Origin of the sequence: Vibrio coralliirubri, assembly GCF_024347375.1 — a bacterium.
Lineage (GTDB): Bacteria > Pseudomonadota > Gammaproteobacteria > Enterobacterales > Vibrionaceae > Vibrio > Vibrio coralliirubri.
Map to the genome: position 1 here is coordinate 32,730 of NZ_AP025471.1, position 25,337 is coordinate 58,066.

Genomic DNA, 25,337 nt, shown 5'->3' on the forward strand with positions numbered 1-25,337 from the left:
TTATCTCGCAGCTTCGATGGCTTGAACGACAGTGTCACTGTTGAGAATGACAGGCAGTGGAATACCACTTTTATAGCTCGGACCATAGACGATATTAAATGGCACACCAAATCGCCCATTACTTTGTAAGTATTGAGTGACACTTTCACTTGGTGTTGTCCAATCACCTTTCATCAAAACAATGTCTTCTTGCTGTAGGTGGCTGTAGACAGGGTCTTGAAGGATGACGCCGATCTTGTTGGCTTTACAGGTGATACACCAATCAGCAGTCACATCAACAAACACCGTTTTGCCTTCATCAACGAGCTGAGGGATTTGTTTCGCATCCAGCTTTTGCCAAGCGAGATCGTCAACAATCGGAGTCGCCCAGTTATCAGCGGTGACACTACCGACGATCAATGCAGCACCAAACACCAAGGTTGTGGTTGCCATGATAGGAATCAGTACTTTGCGACCCAGTTTCATACCAATCCAAACCAGCACCGAAATCACGATAAATAGCGACAGCAGGATAGTTGGGAATTTACCAATGAATGGACTCAGAAGGCTTGTTAGCCAAAGGCTGGTAATGAACATCATTAAGCCAAATACCAGCTTAACTTTGAACATCCACGCCCCAGGCTTTGGAAGCAATTTGGTTAGGCTTGGGAATAGTGCAAAGATCAACCAAGGCGCACTCATACCGATACCAAGCGCGATGAAGATAGCCCATAACTCTTGATAGCTTGCTCCAAGTGCATACGCGACAGCGGTTCCTAGGAATGGCGCGCTACACGGCGTTGCTAACAGCGTCGCAAACATACCTTGAACAAAGTGGCCTGAATGTGAGTCATCGCCTTTGGTTGCCATCCAAGTGTTTAAACCTGATGGTAGTCTGAATTCGAATAACCCAAGCAGGTTAATTGAGAACAGCAAAGTAATGATCAGCATGAACCCGATGAACCAAACGTTTTGGAATTGGATTCCCCAACCAATCGCATTACCCCCCATTTTTAGAGCGGTCATACCTAGGGCTAACAGCGCAAATGATGTAATGACACCTGAAGCAGAAGCTAAGAATGAGAGTCGAATATGACGATTAGATGCACCTTGGTTTTGAATGATGCTGTTTAATTTCATTCCTAATACTGGCAACACACATGGCATGATGTTGAGGATCAAACCACCAATTAAAGCAAAGCCAATCATTGCTAGAAAGCCGTTGTTGCTTGTTTGGTAAGCGATCGGCTCTGAGCCAATTTGGGCCGTCATCTCTTCGGCGAAATTAGTATCTGAAACAGTGACACTTACTGTACGGTCCGTTAAATCGACTTCACCTATCCAGTTGCTCACATCAAATACGGCCGTCATTGTATTGTCTGTGATGTGGACGCTTGGTTGAGAGAAGAAGTCATCAATCACTTCTTGCCCGTCAATCAACACCATCGGTTTATCCCAGCCATCTTTACTTGTCAGCTGAGTAACCAGTTGCTGTTTGCTCTTGTCCCAAAATAGACCATTGACCGAAGTGCGATTAGCTTCTCGTGGAGATTGGCTCATCCCTTGGTTGAACAAGAACATCGCTTCTTCATCGAGCGCTAAGGTTTGTGGGTCAATCGGCAGTTCGATATCGTAATCGGTTAACACACAGATATTGGTACACGACGGAAAGGTAAACGACGCCCTGAATATTGCAGGCTTCGTGTTGTCTTTCAGGGTTAACGTGACAGGAAAGCTGACATGCTTTTTGTAGCCTAACGTCATGACGTCAAGCTGCTCGTAGTACTTAGGTATCGGCCAGTGCCACTCTACTGACTCAATGTTTGTTGAACCAGACCAGTCCCAGCTTGGCGGAATGCCACCTTCGCCTGGGCTGCGCCAATAGGTTTTCCAGTCGCCGTCGAGCACGACATCGAGCACGGTTTGGATCTTAGAGCCGTCATCCGACTGTTCACCCGTCGACATCATTCGCATTTTAACAGGCGGATGCTCAGGCACACTAAGCCAGCCCGTTGTCTGTGCCAAGGCGGTAAATGAGGTCATAACCAAAAGGGCAGTGACTAAGGTTTTCGCGCATGTACGCATAGAGAATGCCAATGAATCGACAAACTTAGTTAGTAGTGTGTTGTACACAAATGTATCTCCAAAAAATAAATAAAAGGGTGTAGTAGCCCGGTTATTTACTCTCTAAATATACAGTGCTTTAGATGCAATCGGTGTTTTGTAGGTCGAGTAGAGCGATGATTGTCTCTAGATAATCTCGATATGTGGGGAGGTAAGTTAAATGCAACAGCAATAATAAGTACGAATGGGATCAGCCAACCGGTTTTCGGGGCGGCAAAGGTCAGCATTTTCGAACTCAGGCTGCATGAACTTGAATTGGGTGACGTTAACATTTTTGACGCTTCTAAGCCGAAAACACTGGCGTATAAAGTGGCCATTTTTTCTGAAGAAGCGATGTCGGTTTGAGGATTACTGGTTTCAGTATGAGTTTGCGCGCCAACTAGGACTGATTGACCATTAGCGGATGCAGATAACGATACTTTCTTTACGGCCAGAGTGCTCGCCAGACAAGTTACGATAACCAGTCCGGTAAGGAAGAGCGCCCAAAGCGAATGCTTTTGTCGGCGGTTCTGTGTGGATAAGAAAAGTAGCGATGTGTTCAGCAAATTAGTCAGTAATCAAATCTGTTAGTCGTTAAAGCGAGCTCGTTGAATTGTGGCTAGCTTAGATAAGTTCTCTTCGCGCCACAAGTCATAAAATGGTTAAAGTGAAACTATGTATAAACGCGGGAAACGGCAGATACACGATAAACGATGCATAAACACCAATTCACGCGAATACGACATTGAGCTGTAGCTAAAGTTCACCGCAACTGAAAGTTATCGCTAATTTATTCTGTATCGCGTGGTTTATTCATTATCAGGCTGTCTCGTCCTAAAATACGTTGACAGTATTTCTACTAAGCCAACAGCGTCAGCTGTTGGCTTTTTTCATGCACCTCATTTGGAGTTTTCATCATGAGACTGAGGTGCGGCCTCATATTGTTATAGATATTGATAGACTCTTTTACTAGTTGTTTAAGTTCCTCAAGATTCTTACACCTATCAAGTAAGAACTCTTGTTTCAGGATCCCATTTATTCTTTCTGCTAAGGCATTTTGGTAGCAGTCATAACCATCTGTCATCGAAGGCATTATGCCGCTAGTTTTCAATTTATCTTGATATACACCTGAGCAATACTGCAGACCACGATCTGAATGATGGATACAAGAACGATGATATCGACGCCCTTTGATAGCCATATCTAGCGCTTTCACGACATCCGTCGCTTTCATTTCATTGCTCAGCTCATAGCCCATTATTTTTCGACTAAACGCATCCGTAACCAATGATAGGTAGTGAACTCCTTCATCAGATTGAACATAGGTTATGTCGCTCACCAACACACTCTCTGGACCACATGGCTGGTAATCCTTTAATAAGTTCGGGTATTTTTTCATCCAATGTCTACTATTGGTCGTTTTTGTAAAACTATGCTTAGGTCTTACCAATAATCGTTCAGCGCGTAAGTAGTTGAAAAGCGCATCTCGGCCTAACTTGATACCTTGTTCTTGTAGTTTGGGTTTAAGCAAAAAATACAGCTTCCTAGTACCAACCCGAGGCATATAACGCCTAATATCCAACACCATTTTTTTAATCGGTTTAAGATCTAACTGACGATGATGAGCTCGCTTTTCTCTTTGATAAACACTCTGCCTCGTTATGCCGCATAGCCTACATACTCGAACTAAACTTATTCCTTCTTGTTTTTGAAGGCTTCTTGCTCCTTGGCTAGATACTTTTTTCTGAGACTGGTTCCGTGCTCAGCATCAAGAATATCAACCACTCTATTTAAGAAGAGATTCTTGATTTTTTCGTCTTCCAACTCTTTCTCAAGACGTTTTATTTTCTGTGCCGGTGATTCTTTAGGCTTAGGTGATTGGTGCATGACATTTATCCTTGGATTTTGCGCCCAATTCATCTTCCCGTGCTTTCGAAGCCAGGTTAAAACGGTTGAGCGGCCTTGGATACCATAAATGGTTTGGGCCTGTTTATATGTCATGTCGCCTCTTTCTACAGCGGCGACAACCTGTAATTTAAAGCCTAGTGTGTAATCACGCTGAGTGCGCTTAACGTAGGTATTATTTGAAGTAGTCATAATTCGTCCTCAATGTGTAAACACATTTCAGGACGGGACAGGCGATACAAAAAAGCCCAACAGGTCGTCGTTGAACGTGTTGGGCTTTAATCATTTGTGTTATTGGAAAGGCTTAGTGGGTGCGGCGAGGGCCGTTACGTACCAAGTCTTTACCGTTATCAAACACTTCTTTGGTGATCCAGCGAGCAAGCAGAACTTTGTGGCTGCTGTTGAATACAGCAACGAAGTGACGACCATCTGAATTATTGGTTGCCATGCCTACACCTTCAACGCCTTCAAGGCCTAAACCGCCAGCTTCCACTGAAATTAGGAATTGCTCTAGTTCTTCTAGAGACTCAATAATATCAAGTTCGTTGTTCATTTTTATGCTCTCTTGCTGTGAGCCAACATCGTATTTAGGGCGCTTTAGTGCATGTGCTCGAATGAAGATATTGGCTGTTGTTCTTTGTTGGATGCGTACTCTACAGGTCATAAGAGGGGATTGGAACTCTCAAATATTAGAAGCAGGCTGATAATTTGCGAATTTTTAACATAACATACGTTTAAATGCTTGTTATCCATATTCTTTTTACTACTATTTATAGGGTCAATTTAGACAGTAATAGGAATTAATATGATGAAGGTTTGGCGTTGTCTATTGTTAATGTTGGCGTTTGTCGCATTTGGAAGTTATGCGCAGAGCGTTGAGAAAATCGCAGAAGTACAAGATCAGTTAATGCTCGATCTAGCAACATTAGAAACGGCGCATGATGCTGAAAAACCCTTTCTTGAAGATATCTTAAGGCGTAAGAACCAGGGCCTACGCGAAGAGATTTTTTCACAGCTATCGTCAGATAAAAAAGAGGGGCTGGATGTCACTCTTGCTCAGCAGGTTGAACTGCTACAAAAATTGCTGTCGTTGAATGAAACTAAAATCGTTTCAATGAGTAAAGAAAACCGTTCCGCTGAGGGTGACGCTAAAAAACGCCTTGAGTTGCGTATTCAAAAACGAATCGGAATGATGGATGTCTATTATCAGCAGCTTGCTAAGACCTTAAATTGGTCGAAAGAGCGTGGTGTTGATGTTGCTGTTCCTGAAGGTGAACTTAAAACGGCGTTAATTGCTCGTTCTAAATACCTGACTAATGCCATTCTTTACACAGACACACAGCGACAAGATCTAGAAGCGCGTTTGTCTTTTGTGAATGAAGAAGAGAAAGCGACGATTAAAAAGGAGCTTGAGCGTTTCAGCGAGCGTACTAGCGTTATGGTCGCGAGCTTAGAAGAAACCATCACGCTAATGGAACCGTTTGGCGTGGATGTGACTTCGTACAAACGTGTTTTGCTAGCGACGACAGGTGACATTAACGCCGATGTGTTGGATGTTGATGTTGCACTGGAGCTGTTGGATGGTTGGCTTCGTTCGTTCAGTTCATGGGCTTTTGAAAATACCCCTTCTTTTATCGTTAAACTCGCTCTGTTTCTCGGTATTTTGTATGTAACTCGCCTTATTGCTAACGTTGCTCGTAAGACCGTTCGTAAGAGTGTTTCGCACTCTAAAATGGACTTCAGCGTATTGATGCAGGACTTCTTTGTATCCATCGCATCTAAAGCGGTCGTGTTTATTGGTTTGCTTATCGCACTGTCTCAAATAGGGATAGAGCTAGCACCACTTCTGACTGGTTTCGGTGTAGCCGGTGTCATCATTGGTTTCGCATTGCAAGATACGCTATCTAACTTTGCATCGGGTTTGATGATCTTGATCTACCGTCCTTATGACGTAGGTGACATGGTTAAAGTAGCGGGCGTGCAAGGCACGGTAAAAGATATGAGCTTAGTGTCAACGACCGTTCAAACTATCGATAACCAACGCTTGGTGATCCCAAATAACAAGATCTGGGGTGACGTGATCAACAACATCACGGCAGAACGTGTGAGACGTGTTGATATGGTTTTCGGTATTGGTTACTCAGATGATATCGATAAAGCGAAAGCGGTATTGAACGACATCATTCTTGCGCACCCTCTAGTGTTGAAAAAACCAGAACATATGATCAAGCTTCATACCTTGAATACCTCTTCAGTTGATTTCGTAGTACGACCTTGGGTTAAGACTGATGACTACTGGGATGTGTACTGGGATGTAACGGAAACCGTGAAGAAACGCTTCGATGAAGAAGGCATCACGATTCCATTCCCTCAACGAGATGTGCATATTTACAATCACGAAGAGAACTAAGCGAAAGAGCTAGTACGAGAAGCGATTTCGAAAAGAGCTACTACGAAAAAGCTAAGCGCAGCTTAGAGTCGACATTCTTAATGTGATATCAAATGGACGCTGAATAAGCGTCCATTTTTATTGGCTGTCAGTTTATATTGAGCTTCATTCTTTTATGTCACTCAACCGCCTTAGAATTACGTTATGATGGGGCAGGCTTAGTTTGGACAGTTGAAATCGAATGGATGATTCACAGCAAAAAACGAACAGTAGAAATACAACGGTAAGAAAAGCGAACCGAATTGAAAGCGTCATGAACTCTGCGATGTGGCATCTAACTCAGAGAGACATGACGGAAAGCGAGTTGGTTGCGAAGCTCAAAGTGAAAACCGACAATCAAGAATGGATCGATGAAACGTTGAATACTTTGAAAGGCTTTGGGTATCTCAAGTCTGACCAAGTGTTTGCAGAACAATTCGTGGAACAAGCTTTCTCTGGTGAATTCGGTTCTCGATACATTGTCGAAAAACTGAAGAAGAAGGGCCTGACCGATTCAGTGATTTCTGATGCAATCCATAAAGTGTCGTTCGAAAAGTCTATCGATGAACAAACCATCTTGATAGACCGAATCAACCATTACTACTCAAGCTTTACCATGAGCCGTGAAAAGCTGGTTGCGACACTGCAAAAGCGTGGCTTTAGCTATCAACAAGTCAAGGTAGCGATTGACCAGCACCCACAAGCGCATCAACTGAAAAGTAACATTCAAATTAAGGCCGAGAAAGCCGATTTGGAAAAAGAGGTGCTCAAGTATGCTCGTAAAGGCAAGGGACTGACTGCCATACAGCAAGAACTGAGACAACGACAAATCGACACCAGTGAGCTGTCATCGCTCATCGACCGATTGATTAATGAAGAGCAGCTAGATTTCTATTCTTCGTGTTTAGAACAGTTGCAGAAGAAGTCTTATGACCTAAACGATCATAAAGAACGCTCCAAGGCTTACGCGATGCTAAGTCGAAAGGGGTTCTCTTCAGACGAGATCAAATTTGCTCTGAGTGAAGGCAATGAGTAGCGTGCGTCATTGAATTTAAGAAAAGCTGAACTCAAGAAACATCGAACGTTAAGATATTAACAGCAGAAGGGCATCGAACAACTTGTTCTAACGTGTTGTGTGTATGTTCTCCGTAATCCCCAAACCATTGCGTAAGGCGAACTGAATTAGGTCATTGTGGCTGTTGAGATTCAGCAAACCTAACATGCGGTATTTGTGCGACTCGATGGTTCGTGAGCTTAAGTGAAGCTTATCAGCACACTCTTTTGCACTAAAACCTTGAGCAATCAGCGCCAGAACCTTGGTTTGCTTTTTAGTGAGTAACAATAGCTTCTCACTGTCATCTTCTAACAAGTTTTCATTTTGCTTAAGTGTTCTGGCTAACGTTGAATGTTGCCAATAACATAGCCAAAGTTCACAGACTAATTTTAAGCGCTGGATGCCTTCGAGGTCGAAGGTAGTATCGTTGTCGTGAAAGTTAGTAAAAGACAACGCACCCCAGCGTTGGTTAAAGAGCTGTAAAGGGATGATGCAGTGCCATCTTCCCCCTTCTTTATAGAGTTTCTTTAACACATAGTTTTTGCTTGAAACGAGTTCGTTGCTGGTAAAAGCGAGGTAGGTTTCATTGGTTTTTAAAAGCTTGAGGTAATCAAGGTAGTTACCGCCGACTAAGCTTTTTATATTAACAGGAGGTATATGTGCTTTGGAAACCGAACACGTTTTTCCTTCTTCAAGTAATACCATTGAATTAGGGTAGAGTGTTAAACGATCAATCCCAAACCAATCGAGTACATCAAAGCTTGCTTCTGACCAAGTTGTTTGAAAGTTTTTTGGATCGCTATTAATGAGAGATGTCGATTGTTTCATTAACAGTTGTTCAAAACTTAGCTTTAAAGCAGACACATATTTCCTTTATAGATACATTCATTTCATCAATGCACAGAAGATATTCGTTCGAGTCGCTCAGTGCAAGATAAGATTCTTATATGCATTATAGGTTCTAATCTATAGTTTTTTATAACTCTTAGTTCTATGTGGAGGGGTGATAAGCAGTACATCTACTGCATTAATTGAACGGTGTTTTTTAATAAAATCGGGCATTCCTATCACCGAGTAAACACTGTGATAAGTTTAAGGTCGTTACTGTCTATTTCAATCTCGATGTTGATCTTTTTTCATCCGATTACACACGCAAATAATTCTCCAATGTTTGTGTATGCTCAGTCACCCATTCATTCAAATGTACTTTCAACACAACTTCGCAGTCGAAGCGCTGATGATTGAGAACATCCGTAATATGGATAACAGCACCGATATCGGCTTTACACTCGGATTACGTTTTTCAATATAAACGGCACATTAATATATTCTTATTTCATGAAATTCACCAAAGCTATAAAATTTTCAGTAAATTTACGGTATATCAATAACGTGTTTTTTTGAACAATAGCGCCACTCCAAAAGGCCGGACTAACAAGGCCGAATCAATATATATAGGTAGTGGTTATCATGAAAAAGACATTAGTAGCACTTGCGATTGCGAGCATTTCAAGTTCAGCTTTCGCTGTAAGCACAAGCAGCCAAAACAGCCAAAACGAAGACATGTTTGCATTCGATTCAATGCACAAAGATCAATTCTCAGTATCAGGCTCTTTCGGTGTTGGTGGTTACTACGATACTGGCTCTAAAGCGTTCTACGATGACTGGGCAACAGGCCTTACTCTTGCAGTTAACTACCGCAACAACCGTATTGTTGGTTACTTCGAAACTGACTTAATGGTGAACTACACAACAGACAACAATGTATCTGCGAATGATGCAGCAACAGCTGGTTGGACAAACGGTATCGATACTGGTCCTGCAACAGATGTAGATAAAGCATGGTTAGGTTTCGATACTGGCTATGGTATTGCTTCATTCGGTTGGGAAAACGACACAGCACTAGACAAAGTGGATGGCGCTGGCGATAACACTTACGAGTTTGGCGCTTCTGCTGGTGATGCTTCTGACGGCTTCAATGTTGTTAAATTCCAAGGTGCGACAAGCGGTATCGCTTACGGTATTTCTTACTTTGAAACAGGTGATGATCATAATGATGCGGATAAAGGCATTAATGGTTACATCGGTTTAGAGCAAGAGGTATTCAACCTATACGCAGGTTATGAAGCTCGTGATGACGATGCTGACTTCGAAGTTTACACAGTAACAGGTAACGTAAAGGTTGGTGCTCTTAAACTGGGTATGAACTCTTGGATTGAAGAGAGTGATTCTGCTAAGAACACAGGCTACTACGTTTCAGGTGGGTACACGGTTTCTGAAGACCTAACAATTGCAGCAGGTTACGCGTCTAGCAACAATGAACTTGATGGCCACGCAGATGTAGATGCTTCTTACATCAACATCGCGGCAATGTACCGTATTGCTGACAACGCTGACATGGGTATCGATATCAAGCAAGACATCGATGGCGCGCGCATTGGTTCAACTAGCGCACAATACGACGAAGAAACACACGTATTCGCAGCGGCTTACTACTACTTCTAAGAACTTGAACTCTTAAGAGCTTCTAAGACATTTGATGGTAATGGTGTAATAGCTTGCCCGGTCGTTACACCATGTTCTCTTCTTTTTGCAGTGTAAGCATCCACAGATTGATATGTGGTTTGTCAATCAAGTGCTACGAGTGGAATTATTATCTGGAGAAATGTAATGATTAAAAGCATTACAGCCAAGGGTGTTATCTATGGAAATGATACCCTGTTTACGTGTAAACCGAATCGTAATGGATTATTTGAATTGGCGCGTAAACATGGAAGAGTCGCAGGTACTCGCCCACAAGATCTCAAGAATAAGGTTTATGCTGAATCTCTTGATGAAGCTTGGAGTCTACTCAAAACAGAGAAGTTTTATATTGTTTTGACGGGGCAAGTATTTGGCATTCATCGAAAATCATTGCGAAGTGCTGATTCTGTTGATGTTGAGTTTGATACTGAAACTTGCTCGGCATGTGTCACGGAATAAATCCAAAGCTGAATACTAAAAGGACGATAAACTATCGTCCTTTTTTCGTTTGAGTTTTAGTTCAACCTTGGTTACAGATGCTCAGCACCCGCTATCGACCGTATTGCCCAACAATGAATTGCTCAAACTCATCACACATCTGATGATTTGATTTGTCATTATTTGCCAACTCGGTAGCCCCATCAACGATCGATATCTTCGCATTCAAATCCGCGACTGGTGCACGTTCTCTTGTCGACAGTTGTTTGATTTTTTGCTCCTCAATCGCCCAAGCTTCCTCTGGCGATAAGTTACACTCGTCAGCGAGGTATTTGGCATTAAAACCTTCCCCAGTCAGGCTTTCGATTGTCCCATTATGATTCACGCTATTGCCTTGATGCCAATAGTGCTTAGCTAACAAAGGGCCGATCTCTGGGTTATCCGTTAAGTAGCCAAACTTATCGGTGAAATACGCACGAGTTTGATACACCGCCATATGAGCCAGCAGGTAACCTTGATACGCGCAAGAGGCTTCATCCGACAATAGATGCGGGATCGCCATTAATGGGCGAGGACTGCAAGCCAATCCAAGAATCGTTTTCTCACTGCCACGAGCAAGAGCAGTGATCTTTTCCGGTGTCAGATCTTCATCCGCCAATTCATAAAGTGCTCGCTCGAAATACGGAACCACTAAAATGCTGCGTTCTTGATAAGCTCTGAAGGGTTGTTTGTTATCGATGATGGCTTTGATTAACTCGTCAGGTACTGCTTGGCCATCTGCATTCAGCGCGTATTGTTTGAGCCAATCGGCATCGTTCAACAAGCTGTCACAGAACATGGATTGCGTTTCGGCATAAGCCATTGAGGTTGGTGCAAACTCTTGAGAGAAACACGGTGCGTTCATTTTTACGTTAGCAAAGTGTGCAGCATGACCACCCTCGTGAAATAGTGTGTTGATGCCATCATAGCCGCTGCCAACTTGATCGGGCTTTGCGTTGCTCGTGAAGTTAACTTGAGCCGCTACCCATGTGTCTTGATCGTAGAATGATGGGATCGGACCATGGCAGAAGCCATTAGGGTACTTACCTTTACGATCAAGCAGATCCAATTTTAATGTCGCTTGAGAGTATTCGATGTTGAGGCGACCAAAAGATTCAATCCAGCGTCGAAGTGACTTTGAGAATGGAACATAAGGGTCAAGATCATTCATAACGTCACCTGCAAAAGAGTAGGTAAAGTTATGGGCTTGAAGTGCATTCTCGCCTTTTTGTTCTGCCAAATTGGCTAGGCTTTGCTGATGGCTATCGCGTGTACGTGCTTCGAAGTCGTCCAGAATCGTAAACAGTTGCTCTGTCGTCATCTGTTCGGTTTTAACCACCGAGTAATCAAAGAAGGTTTTAAACCCCAGTGATTGAGCAAATTGGTTACGTTTTTTGATCAGCTCAATAAAGCCGTTAGCCAGCAGCCATTGCTCTAAATCTAATAGTGCTTGGTGTGCAGAAAGCCTAACTTGTTCATTACCATTACTTCTAACGGCTGAACCTAAAACGGGCAGTGACCCTTCTGTTTCATCGCCTGTTTCATTTACGTAAGTCATCACATGATTCTGTTTTTTCTCAAACAGTTCAGCCTCAAATTTTATGAGCTCGGCTTTAAGCTTCTGTGACTGCTCAGACTCAATAGCGTGAGATCTAAAGGTCGCTAACCAACCATTCAAGCCTGTCAGCGTACTCTCTTTTTCTCGGGGATCGTGAATTTCATCGATAGCAGCAAGTTGCGTTTCGATCGCAGTAATCTGTTCGGCAGAGCTTAAAAATTCCGTCCACTGAGTCTGCGCGAGTGTCGAACCATCGTGGTCGTCACTGATACCCATATATGTATCCCAAAAGAAGTCTTCTTTCGCTTTATGAGTCGCAAGATACTTTTGATTCAATTGGTTGAGATAGTTCGTTGCAGTCATGACATTCCTTGAAATTTAACCAGTAATTTCAACATTATGACACATTCATTGAATGTATTTTGTGACGATAGATATAACTGAATGCAAGTCACAGCCTATCGGTTTACTTTACAGCGTATTAGTGATAATTAATTAACTGTTAATGATTTGTTGTTTGCTAGTATTAATTAGAAATGGTTCGCTGATTTATCCAGCCTTTTATTGAGTAAATTGATGTACTCAAGGTCAGCGCTTTTGTAAGGAAGAGGTTTAGGATGGATCCTATTTTATATATCGAAGTTGGTGGTGTTGTTTGGCAAGTATTCCCTGATGGTACTTGGCTTCAATTACCTGCTACGCAGCCAAAAGTTGAAGGCGTGCAAGTCGTTAGCATTGAACCTCAGAACTTACAAGAGGCTCAGCCCTTAACTGAACTACAAATAGCCGCAGTTGAACAACAGTTGGAAAAGGTGGTCACCGAACTCGTCAACAACATTGAAAGCGCACCTCAACAACCTAACTCAGTAAATGACCAACCTAGTTCCAGTGCCTCTTTTATTGCTTATGTTCGTTCCACCTTAGATGAAACGCTTGCAGAGGCGGGTTTTGATACGCGTCCTACAGAATATGCCGACGAAGATACAACCTCGAATGAGGGTAACCTTGATATTCTGTTACCTAGTGCACTATTAACCGTTGATATTTTGGATGGTGGAGACGGTTACGAAAACCAGTTTGAAGTACCTGGTGTCACGATTACGGGTACGGCAGTGGATGTTCGAGACGGGCGTACCGTTGTTCTGACCATCACTGATGTTAACGGAAAAACAGTAACCACTACAGCCATCACAAGCGATGAAACGTATGTCGTCAATGGCGTTGACCTCTCTTCATTAGAGGAGGGGGATCTTCAAGTCGACGCGGTCATTGCTGATGATTTTGGCAATAGCATTACAGCTAACGATTCCACAATCAAAGACACATTAGCCAACATTGAGGTTGACTTCGATGGCTTTGGTGATGAGTTTTACAATCAATTTGAAATATCGAATGGGGTGCTAGTTGGTACGATTGCCAATGTAGAAGATGGGCAAACCATCAACATTTCAATTACCGATAGCCAAGGAACGATACAAGAATACACAACGGAAGTATCCGGCGGAACTTGGACTCTGACTCTTCAAGACTACTCAAGCTTTGCAGAAGGTGAGCTGACCGTTGTTGCCAATACTATCGATATTGCTGGAAACCCTACAACAGCGACCGACACGATCGTGAAAGATACGCTAGCGAACATCACCGCTGCGGTTGATGATGGTGGTGACGGTGTCCTCAATAGCTTCGAAATTCAGTCGGCTAAATTCTTTGGTACGGTACAGAACGTAGAAGATGGCCAAACGGTCAATATTCGTATTTCTGACAGCACAACGAATGTCATAGTGCTGACAGCAACTGTGATTGATGGTGCTTGGTCAGTCGAAGGTGTGGATCTAACTAGCTTTTCCGACGGTGGTATTCAAATTGAGGCTGACACCGTTGACGTTGCCGGTAACCCTGCTTCAGCAATAAATAGCGCAGGGCAAATTGTTATTGATACTGTTTCGCCTGTTATAGACATTGATACGCTAGACGGTTTTAGCATTTTGGCATTTCGTGGCGGCCAACTGACAACCATGCAAGGCACAACCAATGTTGCCGAAGGTCTTCCTGTTTATATTGAAGTTAATGATGGCTCTCAGACTCTTGTGTTCGAGGGTATCGTAGATGCATCAGGTAATTGGGTTGTTGAAAATATTGATGTCTCGTCCCTAAACTTGGCGTCAGAATGGACGGTTTATGCCAAAGTTTTCAATACGGTAGGCAATCAAGCTATCGATGATATGCCAAGTATTATCCTGCCCGAGTCAGTTGTGTTCTCAGAAACTGTTGTCGGGATTTTTGGAAATCAAACTCAGACCTCTGATATTCGCATCGATTATGCGGACTTCTCTTTTAGCGATGATCAAAGCATCGCAGAGTCACTAACTTCTCAAACCCTATCGATAACCGTTGCTGTATCGGCTGATAAACAAAGCTTCATCGGCACACGAAGCGATGGGCAAAAAGTATTCGATGCGTCAATTTCCGGCAGCAACGTAAATATCAATTTTTATAAGGCGATTGATCAGGAAGCTGGGTTAGATTCAATTCTGACGGCTCTGCTCATCGAAGGTTTACAAACCGATGCTGATGGGACAACGGAGTTAGTCATCGGGCATTTACCTATTGTCATCAAAGATTCTGAACCTCTGGTTTTTGATGAATCTTATCAAATGATCGAGGGTGAGATTGCGTCAGGGAACGTGTTGAATAACGACATCGATTTGGACACTCAACTTACGATAAAAAGTGTTGAAGCTGATGGCACGACCAAGACGATTGTTGGTGGCTCTCCGGCTTCATTTACTACTAGCGAAGGCACCTTAACTGTATTTGCGAATGGCCACTGGACGTTTGTCGCCAACAGGAATTTGGACCACACCGTTGATCAGAACATCACCTTCAACTATGTTGCTGGCGACATCAGTAATGATTTCGGAAACGGCACTGCGGTCATTGATATTTTTGATGGTGATGCAGGGTTAGTTGTTGATGGGACAACGACCAGCTCTGAAGGTGATGTGTCTGATGGAGTTCAAACTGTAGTCGGTCAGTTTACCGTTTCCGCTGGCTCAGATAATCCAGATCCTGCTTCTATTGTATTTAATGCTAATACTCTGGTGCAGCTAGACGCCTTGGGCTTGACGACCGGAGATGAGAACTTTCCTCTAACCTACACGTTAGCGAATGATGGTAAAACGATCACCGCACAAGCAAATGGTGAAACGATATTCACGCTAACGTTGAGTGCAGTCGCTAGTGGTATCGATGTGCTAGCAGATGTCACATTAGTGTTAGAACAGCCTATAAACCACCTGTTCAGCAACGACTCCATCACCCTGCCACTTACTATTGATGGAACGGATTTAGATGGTACTTCTTTAGAGCAAGGGCAATTCGACTGGATCATCCAGGATGGAGCCGACCCAATATTAACTTCAACTAGCAATGCTGCTGTGGACGAATCAGATCTTATTCACGGCAGTGTTTCAGATACTGGCACTTTCAATCTCAACGTCGGAAGTGACTTTGTTGAGTCTGTATTTTTTGATGTTGGAGATCAGCCGCAGTTGTTTAGTGGGGGCGTACAGATCATCTATGTGGTCTCTGCAGACGGAAATGAACTTACTGGTTATGTTGGCTCTGAAAGTGCTGAAAATAAAGCGTTCACCTTGAGCTTTACCTCTCTGTCAGGTGAGACCGATACTGATGTCACTTACACCTTTGAATTATTCAAGGGCCTCGACCAAACGAATGGAACCGACCAAATTCCTTTTGTCATCACAGCAAAAGATGATGACAACGATGAAACTCAATTAACCTTGAACGTCTCGATTACGGATGGTGGGGAGCCTACGATTGGCTCTGGCATGGTCGAGTTGAGTGAAAACCCTGTTGCTGATACAACCCCGTCTGGTGTTGGAACAACAGCGAGTGCAAGCTTAGCCGTGAGTGCGGGCAACGATCCACTCGTGTTCTTGGGGTTAGATGTGACAACTGGCCAAGCCGTTCTTGATAGTGACGGTGAGGCGGTGACACGTAATGGTGAAGCATTGTCTTGGCGAGATAATGGGGATGGAACGTTTGATGCGGTATTGTCGAATGGCGATGCTGTTTTCCAAGTGAGACTTCCTGAAGATTTTAGCTTAGAAGCCAATGGTTCCACTAATGTCACGGTTGAAATTGATTTGTACCAGTCAATAGACCACGGAACCGGTGTGAAGGACACAGAGCTGTCGATTCCTGCCTCAATCGTCACCATCGATTCAGATGGTTCACGAGATACACAAGAATCTGATATTAAGATTTACGATGGTGCGAACCCTAAAATTACTGTTATCGGAAGCATTTCTGTTGATGAAGACGGTCTGCTTGGAGACAGCGAACAGGTTGGTGTTGAAGATTCTAGCCCTTCGTTAGGAATCATTGAAGGTTCCGATGATGTTGTCTCTGTGACGGTCAACACCGCTGCGTTTGATGCACTTTCATATTCCAGTGCAGGGAAAGACATTTCACTGCAAGCTGTCGATTCTGATGGTTGGTATTACGGTCAAGATTCTGATGGAAACAATATATTTAGGATTCGTTTTAATACTGACGGGACAACAGAGTTCGACCTTTATGCACCTCTCGATCACGCAAACGCTGATGGAGAGAATAATCTAGCCCTCAATTTTGAACTGGTGGTCAACGATGCGGACGGCGATAGCTCTGATCCGGCAATTTATTCTGTCAACGTAAAAGATGCTGTCCCAGTTGCGCGTTCAGGGGCAATTGAAATGGTTGAGGGTGATGACCTTAATGGACAATTTCTAACAGAAAAGTTCGCAGGTGCTGATGGCGCAACCATTGTAAGTTTTGACTATCGCGGCACTACCTATACCTTTGATAACGCAGGCACTCCTATCACGATTAATCTAATTAATGATTATGATGGTGGGTCTACTTACGGTCAGTTTACCCTTTCACCAGATGGTAGCTACCAACTAACCACGAATCCTAATGTAACGACTGATCCAGATGATCCTAAGATCGTCGATGACATCGATTATCTGGTGCGAGATGCGGATGGTGATGAAGTTACCAGTACTGCTGAGCTTATACTTGATGATAACGAAGGTTTTATTCGTTATGAAGATTCAGAAACTACAGAAGATAACGACGCCATTATTGTTGTGAGTGTGTCAACTGGAGACGTGGACCAAAGCGAAACCGTTACTGCTATCGAGTTCTCAGAAGCATCGCTAAACGGTGGTAGCTTGTACCTTGATGGGGTGCTGCTTCAAGTTGTAGACGGCAAGGTCACCTTGTCTGGAAGTCAATTGGTAGCGATTGATAGTCAGTTCACTGGGCCTAATGGACAGTTGACTTATCGTCCCGCGCTTCATGAATCCAATACCACGTCAACGGTTATCCTAGCGATCAACGCAATCATTAGCACTGATACGGATCCTAAAGAACTGACTGCTGATGTTGCAGTGTCTGTTTTACCGGTGGCTGATGCACCGGATTGGTCGGCTTCCGTGTTCTCCTATCATTCAGTAGAAGATGACTCAGACCCAATTAGTTTGGACATAACAGCTCAGCTGGTGGATCAAGATACGTCAGAAACATTGAGCTACCAGATTAGTGGGATTCCTGACGGCTTGAATTTGACGTTAAATGGCAACGCAGTCAAAGAAGGGAAATCTTACACACAGGCTCAGATTGATAAAATGGAAATCAGAGCTGACGACAACCTAGCGGGTCGCTTTGAGTTTGAGATTACTGCGGTTGCAACAGAGTCTGGCAATTCATTCGCTGACCCAGATGATAAAACGGCAAGTATTGTACATACCGTTACTGTCGATATTTCACCTGATGCTGATACTCCTCATGTGTCTGTTAAAGACTACAAGGGACTAGAGGATGAAGCTATTTACCTCAAAGACGTTATTGAAGGCGCTTTGGCGGACACCGATGGTTCTGAATCGTTAAGTTATATTATCCAAGTTCAAGATGGCTGGTCTGTTGAAGGTGATGGTACCGCAAAGATAGGCAATAATTCCTATTCAGTCACTGCCGAAGCTATCGCCAATGGTGTTGCTTATATTCAGCCTAAAGAAGACATCAGTTCCTTTACTGAAGACCTGTCAATAGACGTAACGGCGATAGCGACCGAGTCGACGATCGATTCACTTATTCCTATCAACGGGCAAGCGTCAAGTGATACAAAAACCATCAACATCTTTTTGAAAGGTGTTGTGGATGAACCTATCGCGGTAGACGGTGGTAATGGTCATTGGCAATACGACAGTGACAGTAAAGTCATCAACAACCAATCGTTCTTAAATGAGGATGGTTTGGTTCGACTTGATTTTGTCGTCCAAACAACCGATGACGATGTTTCAGAAGAGATCAACATACTTCTTACCAACATTCCTGAAGGCACTTTGCTGGTGGATGCGATGGGTGAGCCAGTATCGCTAACGATTGCGTATGTTGATGATGTGACAGGGCCCGTATTCCAAGTCTCTAACGCTCAACTGAATGACCTGTATCTCAAGCCAGTTCTTGATTTTAGTGGTGAATTAGAACTCACCGTTATTGCTATCTCAACTGAGCCCGATGGTGATTCGGGCGAGTTTCCGATGACACTTAAAGTAGAGCTAGCACCGGTCGTTGATCAAGAAGATGGCCAAGTGGTCATTACTCAAGGCATCGAAGACAGTCAAATCGGCCTGAACCTTGAGCCTTCGGTGAATCAGGATATTGATGGCAGCGAATCCTTGACGGGATATGTCATTGATAGCCTACCTGCAGATCTCACTCTTTATTTTGATGGGAGTGTTATTCAGGTTCCAGCTTCTGGCTTAGATTTGGACACTCTGCTGGACTCAACAACTCCAACGCTTTCGGATCTTCTAAGCAGCGGTCGGCTTTCTGTTACAGCTACAGAAGATTTAAGCGGAACATTCTCAATTCCTATCACCTATGAAGTCACAGATACCTCTCCAACTGGTGCAACGGATATTAAAGATATTACCGGTTCCATTAGCGTGACTGTCGACGCTCGTGTCGAGCTCGATACTCGATTAGAAGGCTCTACAGAGCTGTTACAGAGTACAGACGGCTCGCCTGTTGATATCTCTAATGCCGTGACGTTCGTCGACGCGGATATCGATGGGTCAGAGTACCTAGATTATATTTTGATCGAGATTCCAGACGGCTATTCGTTGATTGTTGAGCACCCTAATGGTGCTGCGCAAGATAGCTCTGGGAATTGGATAATATCTGCGGATGGGTTAACGAGTGACTCTTTCCAAGAGCTCGCAGCGTACATTTTAGATAATGCGACGATTTCCAGCCCAAGTGATACTCCGGTACTGGATATTGTGGTTCGTGCTCGTGTGATTGATGGTGAAGATGCGAGATATATTGATGCGACTTTCCCGCTGCAAATTACTGGTCATGACGGCGGTGGCGGTTCTTGTGACCCTGTTGGCCCACCGAGCCCGATTCAACCCGATGGCGAAATTAAAACACCTGAAGGGGAAGATATTGATCTCACTGGCTTGCTAAACACCGATGTTGGCAGTGATCCAGACAATGAAATCTCTTTCTATATTCCTGCCGATTCACTTCCTGAAGGCGTTGAGATCTCCGGTGATGGTGTGATTGCTGAATACGATGCTTCTGGTGAGATCGTCGGTTATTCAATCACTGCAGATGGACTCTCGAAACTAACGTTAACGGGCTTGGATGAAGATTTTGCAGGGTGTATTGATTTCACCATAGAGACTATTGAAACCTCACCATGTAGCGGTGATACGGTGACGACGGCCCAAACCATTAGTATCCAAGTTCTGCCTGTGGTCGATGACATTACGGTTGAAGCCGACTCCACAACCATTCAAGAAGACATCGCGACAGACCTTAACCTTGAACTGGTTCTTGGTGATAGCGTTGAAGATGGACAATTAATCACTGGTGAAGGCAATAGCGCTACCGGTAAAGAAACCGTTAACTCTCTAACGGTGAGCATTTCGAATGGAGCAACCTTGTCTGAAACTCCAACTGACACCGGGTTGTTAGTTGATAATGGCGATGGGACTTGGACGGTCACAGACCCTAGCCGTTTGAGTGATGTGTTAGTTACGCCACCTGAGCATTACAGTGGTGAAATTACCCTCACTGTGACAGCAAATATTACCGATGAAGCGGATTGCGTGACAGAAACGGATACGCAAGATAAAACGACGGTCGTGACTATTACTGTTGAGCCAGTCGCTGATGCGGCGAACTTGATAACAGAGGATATTATCGGAGATGAAGATAATTACATTTCGTTGTCATCACTTAGCGCAGAGCTGATTGACCAAGATGGTTCTGAAAACATGTCGCTTTCGTTGAAGGGAGTTCCTGAAGGCGCAGTCGTCGCGATTAAAGTAGGGGACACTTATGAGTTGGTTCCAAACAATGGCCCTGATGGTGGTTCATTTAATGGAAGTGCAACCTATGAATGGCAACTAGACCCAAGTCAGCTTTCTGATTTGGTTATTTTACCGCCAAGAGATTTTAGTGGCGATATCGGGTTAACCCTGGAAGCGATTACTCAAGAAATTGGCACTACTGATATTCGCTACACTCAGTCTGAATTTACCGTTGGTGTTAACCCAATCGGCGATAAGGTTGAGTTCTTTGACTTACCTGAACAGCTCACGGGAAGTGAGGATGACGTTATTGTTATTCCTCTTGATGCCAATAGTTTTGAAACCAACAGCGACGAGTTTTTGTCAATCACAGTGACAGTGAATGCGACCTCTGACGCAACAGGACTCGTCGGTTTAGACCGAATTAGAATTGGCTCGGAAACCAGTGCGTTTGTAACGTTAGGGAATGGAACAGCACAAGCGACCATCTTAGTGGCGGCAAGCTCTGTTAATGAGCTCGAATTCTTTGCTGGCGATGCATTTGGCAACCTTGATATTACGATCACAGGGCAAACCGTTGATCAAAATACGGTACTGGGAAATCTAGTGACTGATACTGGTGACCCGAGCTCACAAGACATGACACTCATCATCACACCTGAACCCGACGCTCCTTTGCTGAGTATTGAATACTCATCGATTGTGGCGGAAGCCAGTGGCACGATTCCACTAGGGCTCGAGTTATCTTTGATTAATCCAGCAGCCTCTGAAGAAGGGTTTATCACTATTTACGATATTCCTTCAGGGCTGACGTTATCTCACGGGTCTTATGTTGATGGGCAGTACGTCGTAAATCTAGAGGATGTGGCCGACTTAGCTATTACAGGTGGTTACAGTGGTGCAACAACCTTTGATTTGACTATTGAACCTGCGACAGAGCTAGGCAATGACCAAGCTGTGGGCTTATCACAGATTGTCTCAGTCGAATTAGTGGATGAAGGTGATTCAACCATCACCGCAACAGATGATAATGACCTGCTGATTGGGGGTACGGGCTCGGATAATTTTGTATTCGCATCTTCAGGCTTAGGGAGTGTAGAAGCCCCAAGCTACAATGTGATTCAAGATTTTGATGCGTCTCCAGACACTGATGCAATTGACCTATCGGGTATTTTGGGAAGCCTAGGGCTTAATACAGGGCTAGGGGCAACAAAATATCTAGATTTAGAAGAATCTGGTGAAGGCGTGACCATTTCTATTAAACCTAATGGAGACGATGACGTTCAACAAAATATCTTGTTAACCGATGTCACGTATGACGACTTGTATCAAGGCGATAGTAGTAGTGCGTTAGAAGCTCAAATTTTACAAAAAATGATAGATGACAATAATTTAACGCTGTAAGTTAGATGTACAGTCTATAAAAGGAAGTTTAGATTGGTAGAACAAAAAGACAGCTGGCTAGGTTGTGTTGAGTGGTTGTGTGAGCATTTTAATGTTCGCAGTCACCCTTCCAAAATAGTGTCTGGCCTACCTTTAGATGAAGGCAAGCTCAATGAATCCCTTTTTCCAAGAGCGATTGAGAAATCGGGGTTAACGCTGAGCCACGTTAAAAAAGAATTACTGAATCAATGTCAGTTCCCTGTTGTTGCTGTTGAGTCCGCGACAGGGTCTCCTCTTGTCGTAACCCAAAGCTCCGTTGGCGATTTTCAAGTATTGAATTGTGAATCCAACTTAAGCCAACAAATTCTCCTTAAAGACTTAGTCATTAAAGTGGACTCATTTGTTTGGCAAGTGGGTGCTCAAGCGCTTGATGATGCGCGTATTCAGTCCCATGAACGTAGCGAGAATAAGTCCAACACCCGTTGGTTATGGCGTGTGGTCAAAGAAGTGAAGCCTTGGTATCGCGATCTGTTTATCGCTTCGTTCTTGATCAACGTGCTAGCGTTGGTGGTTCCCCTGTTTACCATGAATGTATATGACCGTGTGGTGCCAAACCAAGCGTTTAACACGCTTTGGGTATTAGCAGCAGGCGTTGGTATTGTTGTTATTTTTGATTGGGTATTGAGAAGCTCACGAAGCTCTGTGACCGACATGGCTGGGCGCTATATTGATAACAAGTTGTCTTCTCAACTGTTCTCGAAAGTCCTTGGTATGAAGCTCGAAAATCGACCTCAATCGGTAGGTGCATTTGCAAGACAGCTTCAAGACTTCGATAGCGTGAAAGATTTCTTCACTTCGATCTCGTTAGTCACTTTAGTCGACCTGCCATTCACTTTGTTATTCCTACTGCTTATCGGCTGGCTCGGTGGCGCAATGATGTTTATTCCTGTCGCGATCATGTTGGTATTGATCGTGTTGAGCATCGCGATGAAAGGCAAAGTTGAGAAAACATTCGATGAAACCGCACGCCTCTCGACACAAAGACAAGCACAGCTGTTTGATTGCTTAACAACCCTTCCTGATATCAAGCAAAACAATGCTGAGGGAATCACTCAGAAACGTTGGGAACAGACTATTTCATCGCTCTCTCAATGGCAGACTCAATCTCGTCACTACTCCAATATCGTGACGCACTCTATTCAGTCCAGTCAGCAGATCGTTACCATCACTCTGATTATCTTCGGCGTGTATCAGATCTCTGAAGGCTTGCTGAGTATGGGTGGTTTGATAGCCGTTGTGATGTTGAGTGGGCGCGCTGCAAGTTCGGTGAACCAGCTTTCTCTTCTATTGCTGAGGTTCCAACAAACACGTTCGGCCGTAGAAGGGCTGAATCAGATTATGGAGCTACCTCAGGAAGAGTCCAAACACCAGGTTATCGACAAAGGAGACTTTGATGGTGGGGTTAGGTTAGATGAAGTTACTTTTACTTATCCTGACACTCAAAGCCCTGCATTAAAGGAGATTTCCCTTGAGATCAAACCGGGTGAGCGAGTTGGTCTTGTGGGCGCGGCAGGCGCGGGTAAAACAACCCTATTATCGATTGTTGCGCGCCAGTATTTGCCAACAACAGGGCAAGCTTTCTATCAAGAGATTGATGGGCAATTATGGCCAACCAGTGTTCTGCGTAGTGGCATGGGTTGGGTAGGGCAAACCACCAATCTTATCTTTGGTAGTGTTTACGACAACGTCACCTTAGGTGCGACCAACGTTGATGAAGAAAAGCTAAGACAAGCGCTGCAACAGTCTGGCCTCAACGGTTACATGGGGCGCTTAAGCAATGGCCTTGAAACACCTGTCGGTGAGGGTGGTCGGTTACTTTCTGGTGGTCAGCGTCAAGCCGTTGCCATCGCGAGAGCTCTGTATCGTTGTCCAAAGTTATTGATTATGGATGAGCCAACCAGTGCATTAGATAATCAAGCTGAGATTCAGTTCTTCAATGCGCTGCAAAGTATGCCGAGAGAAACCTCAATGCTGATCAGCTCCCACAAATCTTCATTCTTGATGATGTGTGATCGAGTGATTGTATTGGATAAAGGTCAAATCGTGGCAGAAGGTGACCCTAAAGAAATTCTCTCTTTACAGAAGAAAAGTGTACCTAAAGGTACGAGCCGCTTTAAGACGGTATCTGTGGTGAAGGGAGGTCGTCATGAGTAATGATATTCAATGGACCAACAACCACTTAGCATTCCGCTCTCGTAAGCTGATTTGGTTGAGTGCTCTACTCATTGTCTCAATTATCGGCTGGGCAATGTGGGCAACATTAGAAGAAGTAGTTATTGGTGAAGGTAAAGTCGTTCCAAGCCTTTCGGTGCAAACCATTCAGAGTTTAGAAGGTGGACTGGTTCAAGAGATCATGGTGCGACAGGGCCAATCTGTAGTGAAGGGCCAACCTCTAGCTAAGTTAGAAGACACACGTTTTAAGGCGGCGTTTCTAGAGTCGGCTCAACAAGCGGATACGTTACTGGCTCAGCAATTAAGATTAAAGGCTGAGCTGTCGACGGTCGTTTTAAATAACGACGCAAAAGAGTGGTACGAGCGAGTGGTCTTGGTGCCTCAAGACATTGCGGTTGATGTATCAAGCCACCCTGCGCTAATGAATGCTAAGGCGAACTACCGAGAGCGTTTAGGACAGTTGAAATCTGAACTGGAAGAGGCGGCACTTCGTATCGAGCAACAAGACCAAGCACGCGTCGATACGCTCAATAATATCCAGACTCTTGAAAGCAGCCTCGAGATTGTGATTCGTGAGCGCAACATGCTGAAAGACGTCGTAGCGAGCGGTGCTGTTGCGGAAGTGGAGCTACTTAAACTCAACCGTGATGTAGTCAAACTCAAAGGTGATATTGCTAGCTCAAAAGTAGCAGCGCAGAAGCAGATAGCTGCCTACTCAGAGTCGATAGCGGATCATCGAAGTATCGCCTTAGATTTTCGTACCAAAGTGCAAGGCCAGTTGAATGAAGTGGCGAGCAAGATAGCGCAGTTGAACGAAAGCCAGCAGGCGATTGCCGACCAACTCAAGCGTACTGAAATTGTCGCGCCCGTTGATGGCACAGTCAAAGAGATTTTTGTGCGTACCATTGGTGGTGTAGTTCGTCCCGGCGAGCCGATCATTGAGATCATTCCATCAAACAGTGACCTGATTGTTGAAGCGAGAATCTCTCCGCAAGATATTGCGTTTGTTCATAACGGGTTAGGTGCAACAGTGAAATTCACGGCCTACGATTTCGTCATTTATGGCGGACTTAAAGGCGAGGTGATTTACGTGAGTGCCGACGCCTTACAAACGGAAGACGGAAACGCCTATTATCGCGCCCATATTCAGTTAAACGAAGACCAGCAACAAAACTCTGCCTTTAGCATTATCCCAGGGATGCAAGTCGCGGTTGATATATTAACCGGAGAGAAAACAGTATTGAGTTATTGGTTAAAACCTATTTTACGAGCTAAGGAAAACTCACTTCGCGAACGATGAAG

General features: G+C 44.1%; 13 protein-coding genes and 1 pseudogene. 9 read left to right on the forward strand and 5 right to left on the reverse strand.

What is annotated here, in order from left to right; translation table 11 throughout:
- Positions 1-2,064 carry a protein-disulfide reductase DsbD family protein gene (locus OCV20_RS16875; RefSeq protein WP_086775670.1) on the reverse strand — a complete coding sequence of 688 codons (2,064 nt, stop codon included), beginning with the start codon at positions 2,062-2,064 and terminating at the stop codon, positions 1-3.
- A 159-nt stretch (positions 2,065-2,223) separates the two neighbouring features.
- Between OCV20_RS16875 and OCV20_RS16880 the strand changes: the two genes are divergently transcribed.
- Positions 2,224-2,448 carry a hypothetical protein gene (locus OCV20_RS16880; RefSeq protein WP_238382919.1) on the forward strand — a complete coding sequence of 75 codons (225 nt, stop codon included), beginning with the start codon at positions 2,224-2,226 and terminating at the stop codon, positions 2,446-2,448.
- A 493-nt stretch (positions 2,449-2,941) separates the two neighbouring features.
- Here the strand turns inward: OCV20_RS16880 and OCV20_RS16885 are convergent.
- A protein-coding gene (locus OCV20_RS16885; RefSeq protein ID WP_261881465.1) for an IS3 family transposase occupies positions 2,942-4,179 on the reverse strand; the annotation gives its coding sequence in 2 pieces (ribosomal slippage) (positions 2,942-3,807 and positions 3,807-4,179; 1,239 coding nt in all).
- Positions 4,180-4,291: 112 nt separating this feature from the next.
- Entirely contained in the window at positions 4,292-4,540 is a 249-nt protein-coding gene (locus tag OCV20_RS16890) for a hypothetical protein (protein ID WP_017062732.1), read from the reverse strand.
- A gap of 252 nt (positions 4,541-4,792) precedes the next feature.
- On the opposite strand from OCV20_RS16890, the gene OCV20_RS16895 reads away from it, so the two are divergent.
- Entirely contained in the window at positions 4,793-6,397 is a 1,605-nt protein-coding gene (locus OCV20_RS16895) for a mechanosensitive ion channel family protein (RefSeq protein ID WP_017071612.1), read from the forward strand.
- A 220-nt stretch (positions 6,398-6,617) separates the two neighbouring features.
- Positions 6,618-7,451, forward strand: a complete 834-nt coding sequence (locus tag OCV20_RS16900; protein WP_050643283.1) for a regulatory protein RecX — start codon at positions 6,618-6,620, stop codon at positions 7,449-7,451.
- Positions 7,452-7,538: 87 nt separating this feature from the next.
- On the opposite strand, the gene OCV20_RS16905 is transcribed toward OCV20_RS16900, so the two are convergent.
- Positions 7,539-8,333: a response regulator transcription factor gene (locus OCV20_RS16905; RefSeq protein ID WP_086774813.1), complete on the reverse strand. Its 795-nt coding sequence runs from the start codon at positions 8,331-8,333 to the stop codon at positions 7,539-7,541.
- Positions 8,334-8,688: 355 nt separating this feature from the next.
- Here OCV20_RS16905 and OCV20_RS16910 point away from each other — a divergent pair.
- The 3 genes and pseudogenes from OCV20_RS16910 to OCV20_RS16920 form a co-directional block, all read left to right on the forward strand.
- A pseudogene (locus OCV20_RS16910) lies at positions 8,689-8,781 on the forward strand (DUF3187 family protein); the annotation flags it as partial.
- 158 nt (positions 8,782-8,939) lie between these two features.
- A complete protein-coding gene (locus tag OCV20_RS16915) occupies positions 8,940-9,974 on the forward strand; it encodes a porin (RefSeq protein WP_086774814.1) in 1,035 nt (344 codons plus the stop codon).
- Positions 9,975-10,139: 165 nt separating this feature from the next.
- The gene (locus OCV20_RS16920) at positions 10,140-10,451 is read left to right on the forward strand and encodes a hypothetical protein (RefSeq protein WP_048610747.1); all 312 of its coding nucleotides are present in this window, start codon (positions 10,140-10,142) and stop codon (positions 10,449-10,451) included.
- Positions 10,452-10,542: 91 nt separating this feature from the next.
- Here the strand turns inward: OCV20_RS16920 and OCV20_RS16925 are convergent, their stop codons facing one another.
- Positions 10,543-12,390, reverse strand: coding sequence for a M3 family metallopeptidase (locus OCV20_RS16925; RefSeq protein WP_086774815.1), 1,848 nt, complete (start codon positions 12,388-12,390; stop codon positions 10,543-10,545).
- 254 nt (positions 12,391-12,644) lie between these two features.
- Here OCV20_RS16925 and OCV20_RS16930 point away from each other — a divergent pair, with 254 nt between their 5' ends.
- Genes OCV20_RS16930 through OCV20_RS16940 form a run of 3 tightly spaced genes read left to right on the forward strand, consistent with a single transcriptional unit; the run spans position 12,645 to position 25,335 of the window.
- Positions 12,645-21,824: a T1SS-143 repeat domain-containing protein gene (locus OCV20_RS16930; RefSeq protein ID WP_086774816.1), complete on the forward strand. Its 9,180-nt coding sequence runs from the start codon at positions 12,645-12,647 to the stop codon at positions 21,822-21,824.
- A gap of 33 nt (positions 21,825-21,857) precedes the next feature.
- Positions 21,858-24,017 carry a type I secretion system permease/ATPase gene (locus tag OCV20_RS16935; protein ID WP_086774817.1) on the forward strand — a complete coding sequence of 720 codons (2,160 nt, stop codon included), beginning with the start codon at positions 21,858-21,860 and terminating at the stop codon, positions 24,015-24,017.
- Positions 24,010-25,335 (forward strand): HlyD family type I secretion periplasmic adaptor subunit, encoded by a 1,326-nt coding sequence (locus tag OCV20_RS16940; RefSeq protein ID WP_086774818.1) that lies wholly within the window; start codon positions 24,010-24,012, stop codon positions 25,333-25,335. Before OCV20_RS16935 ends, OCV20_RS16940 begins: the two co-directional genes overlap by 8 nt.
- Positions 25,336-25,337 lie beyond the last annotated feature (2 nt).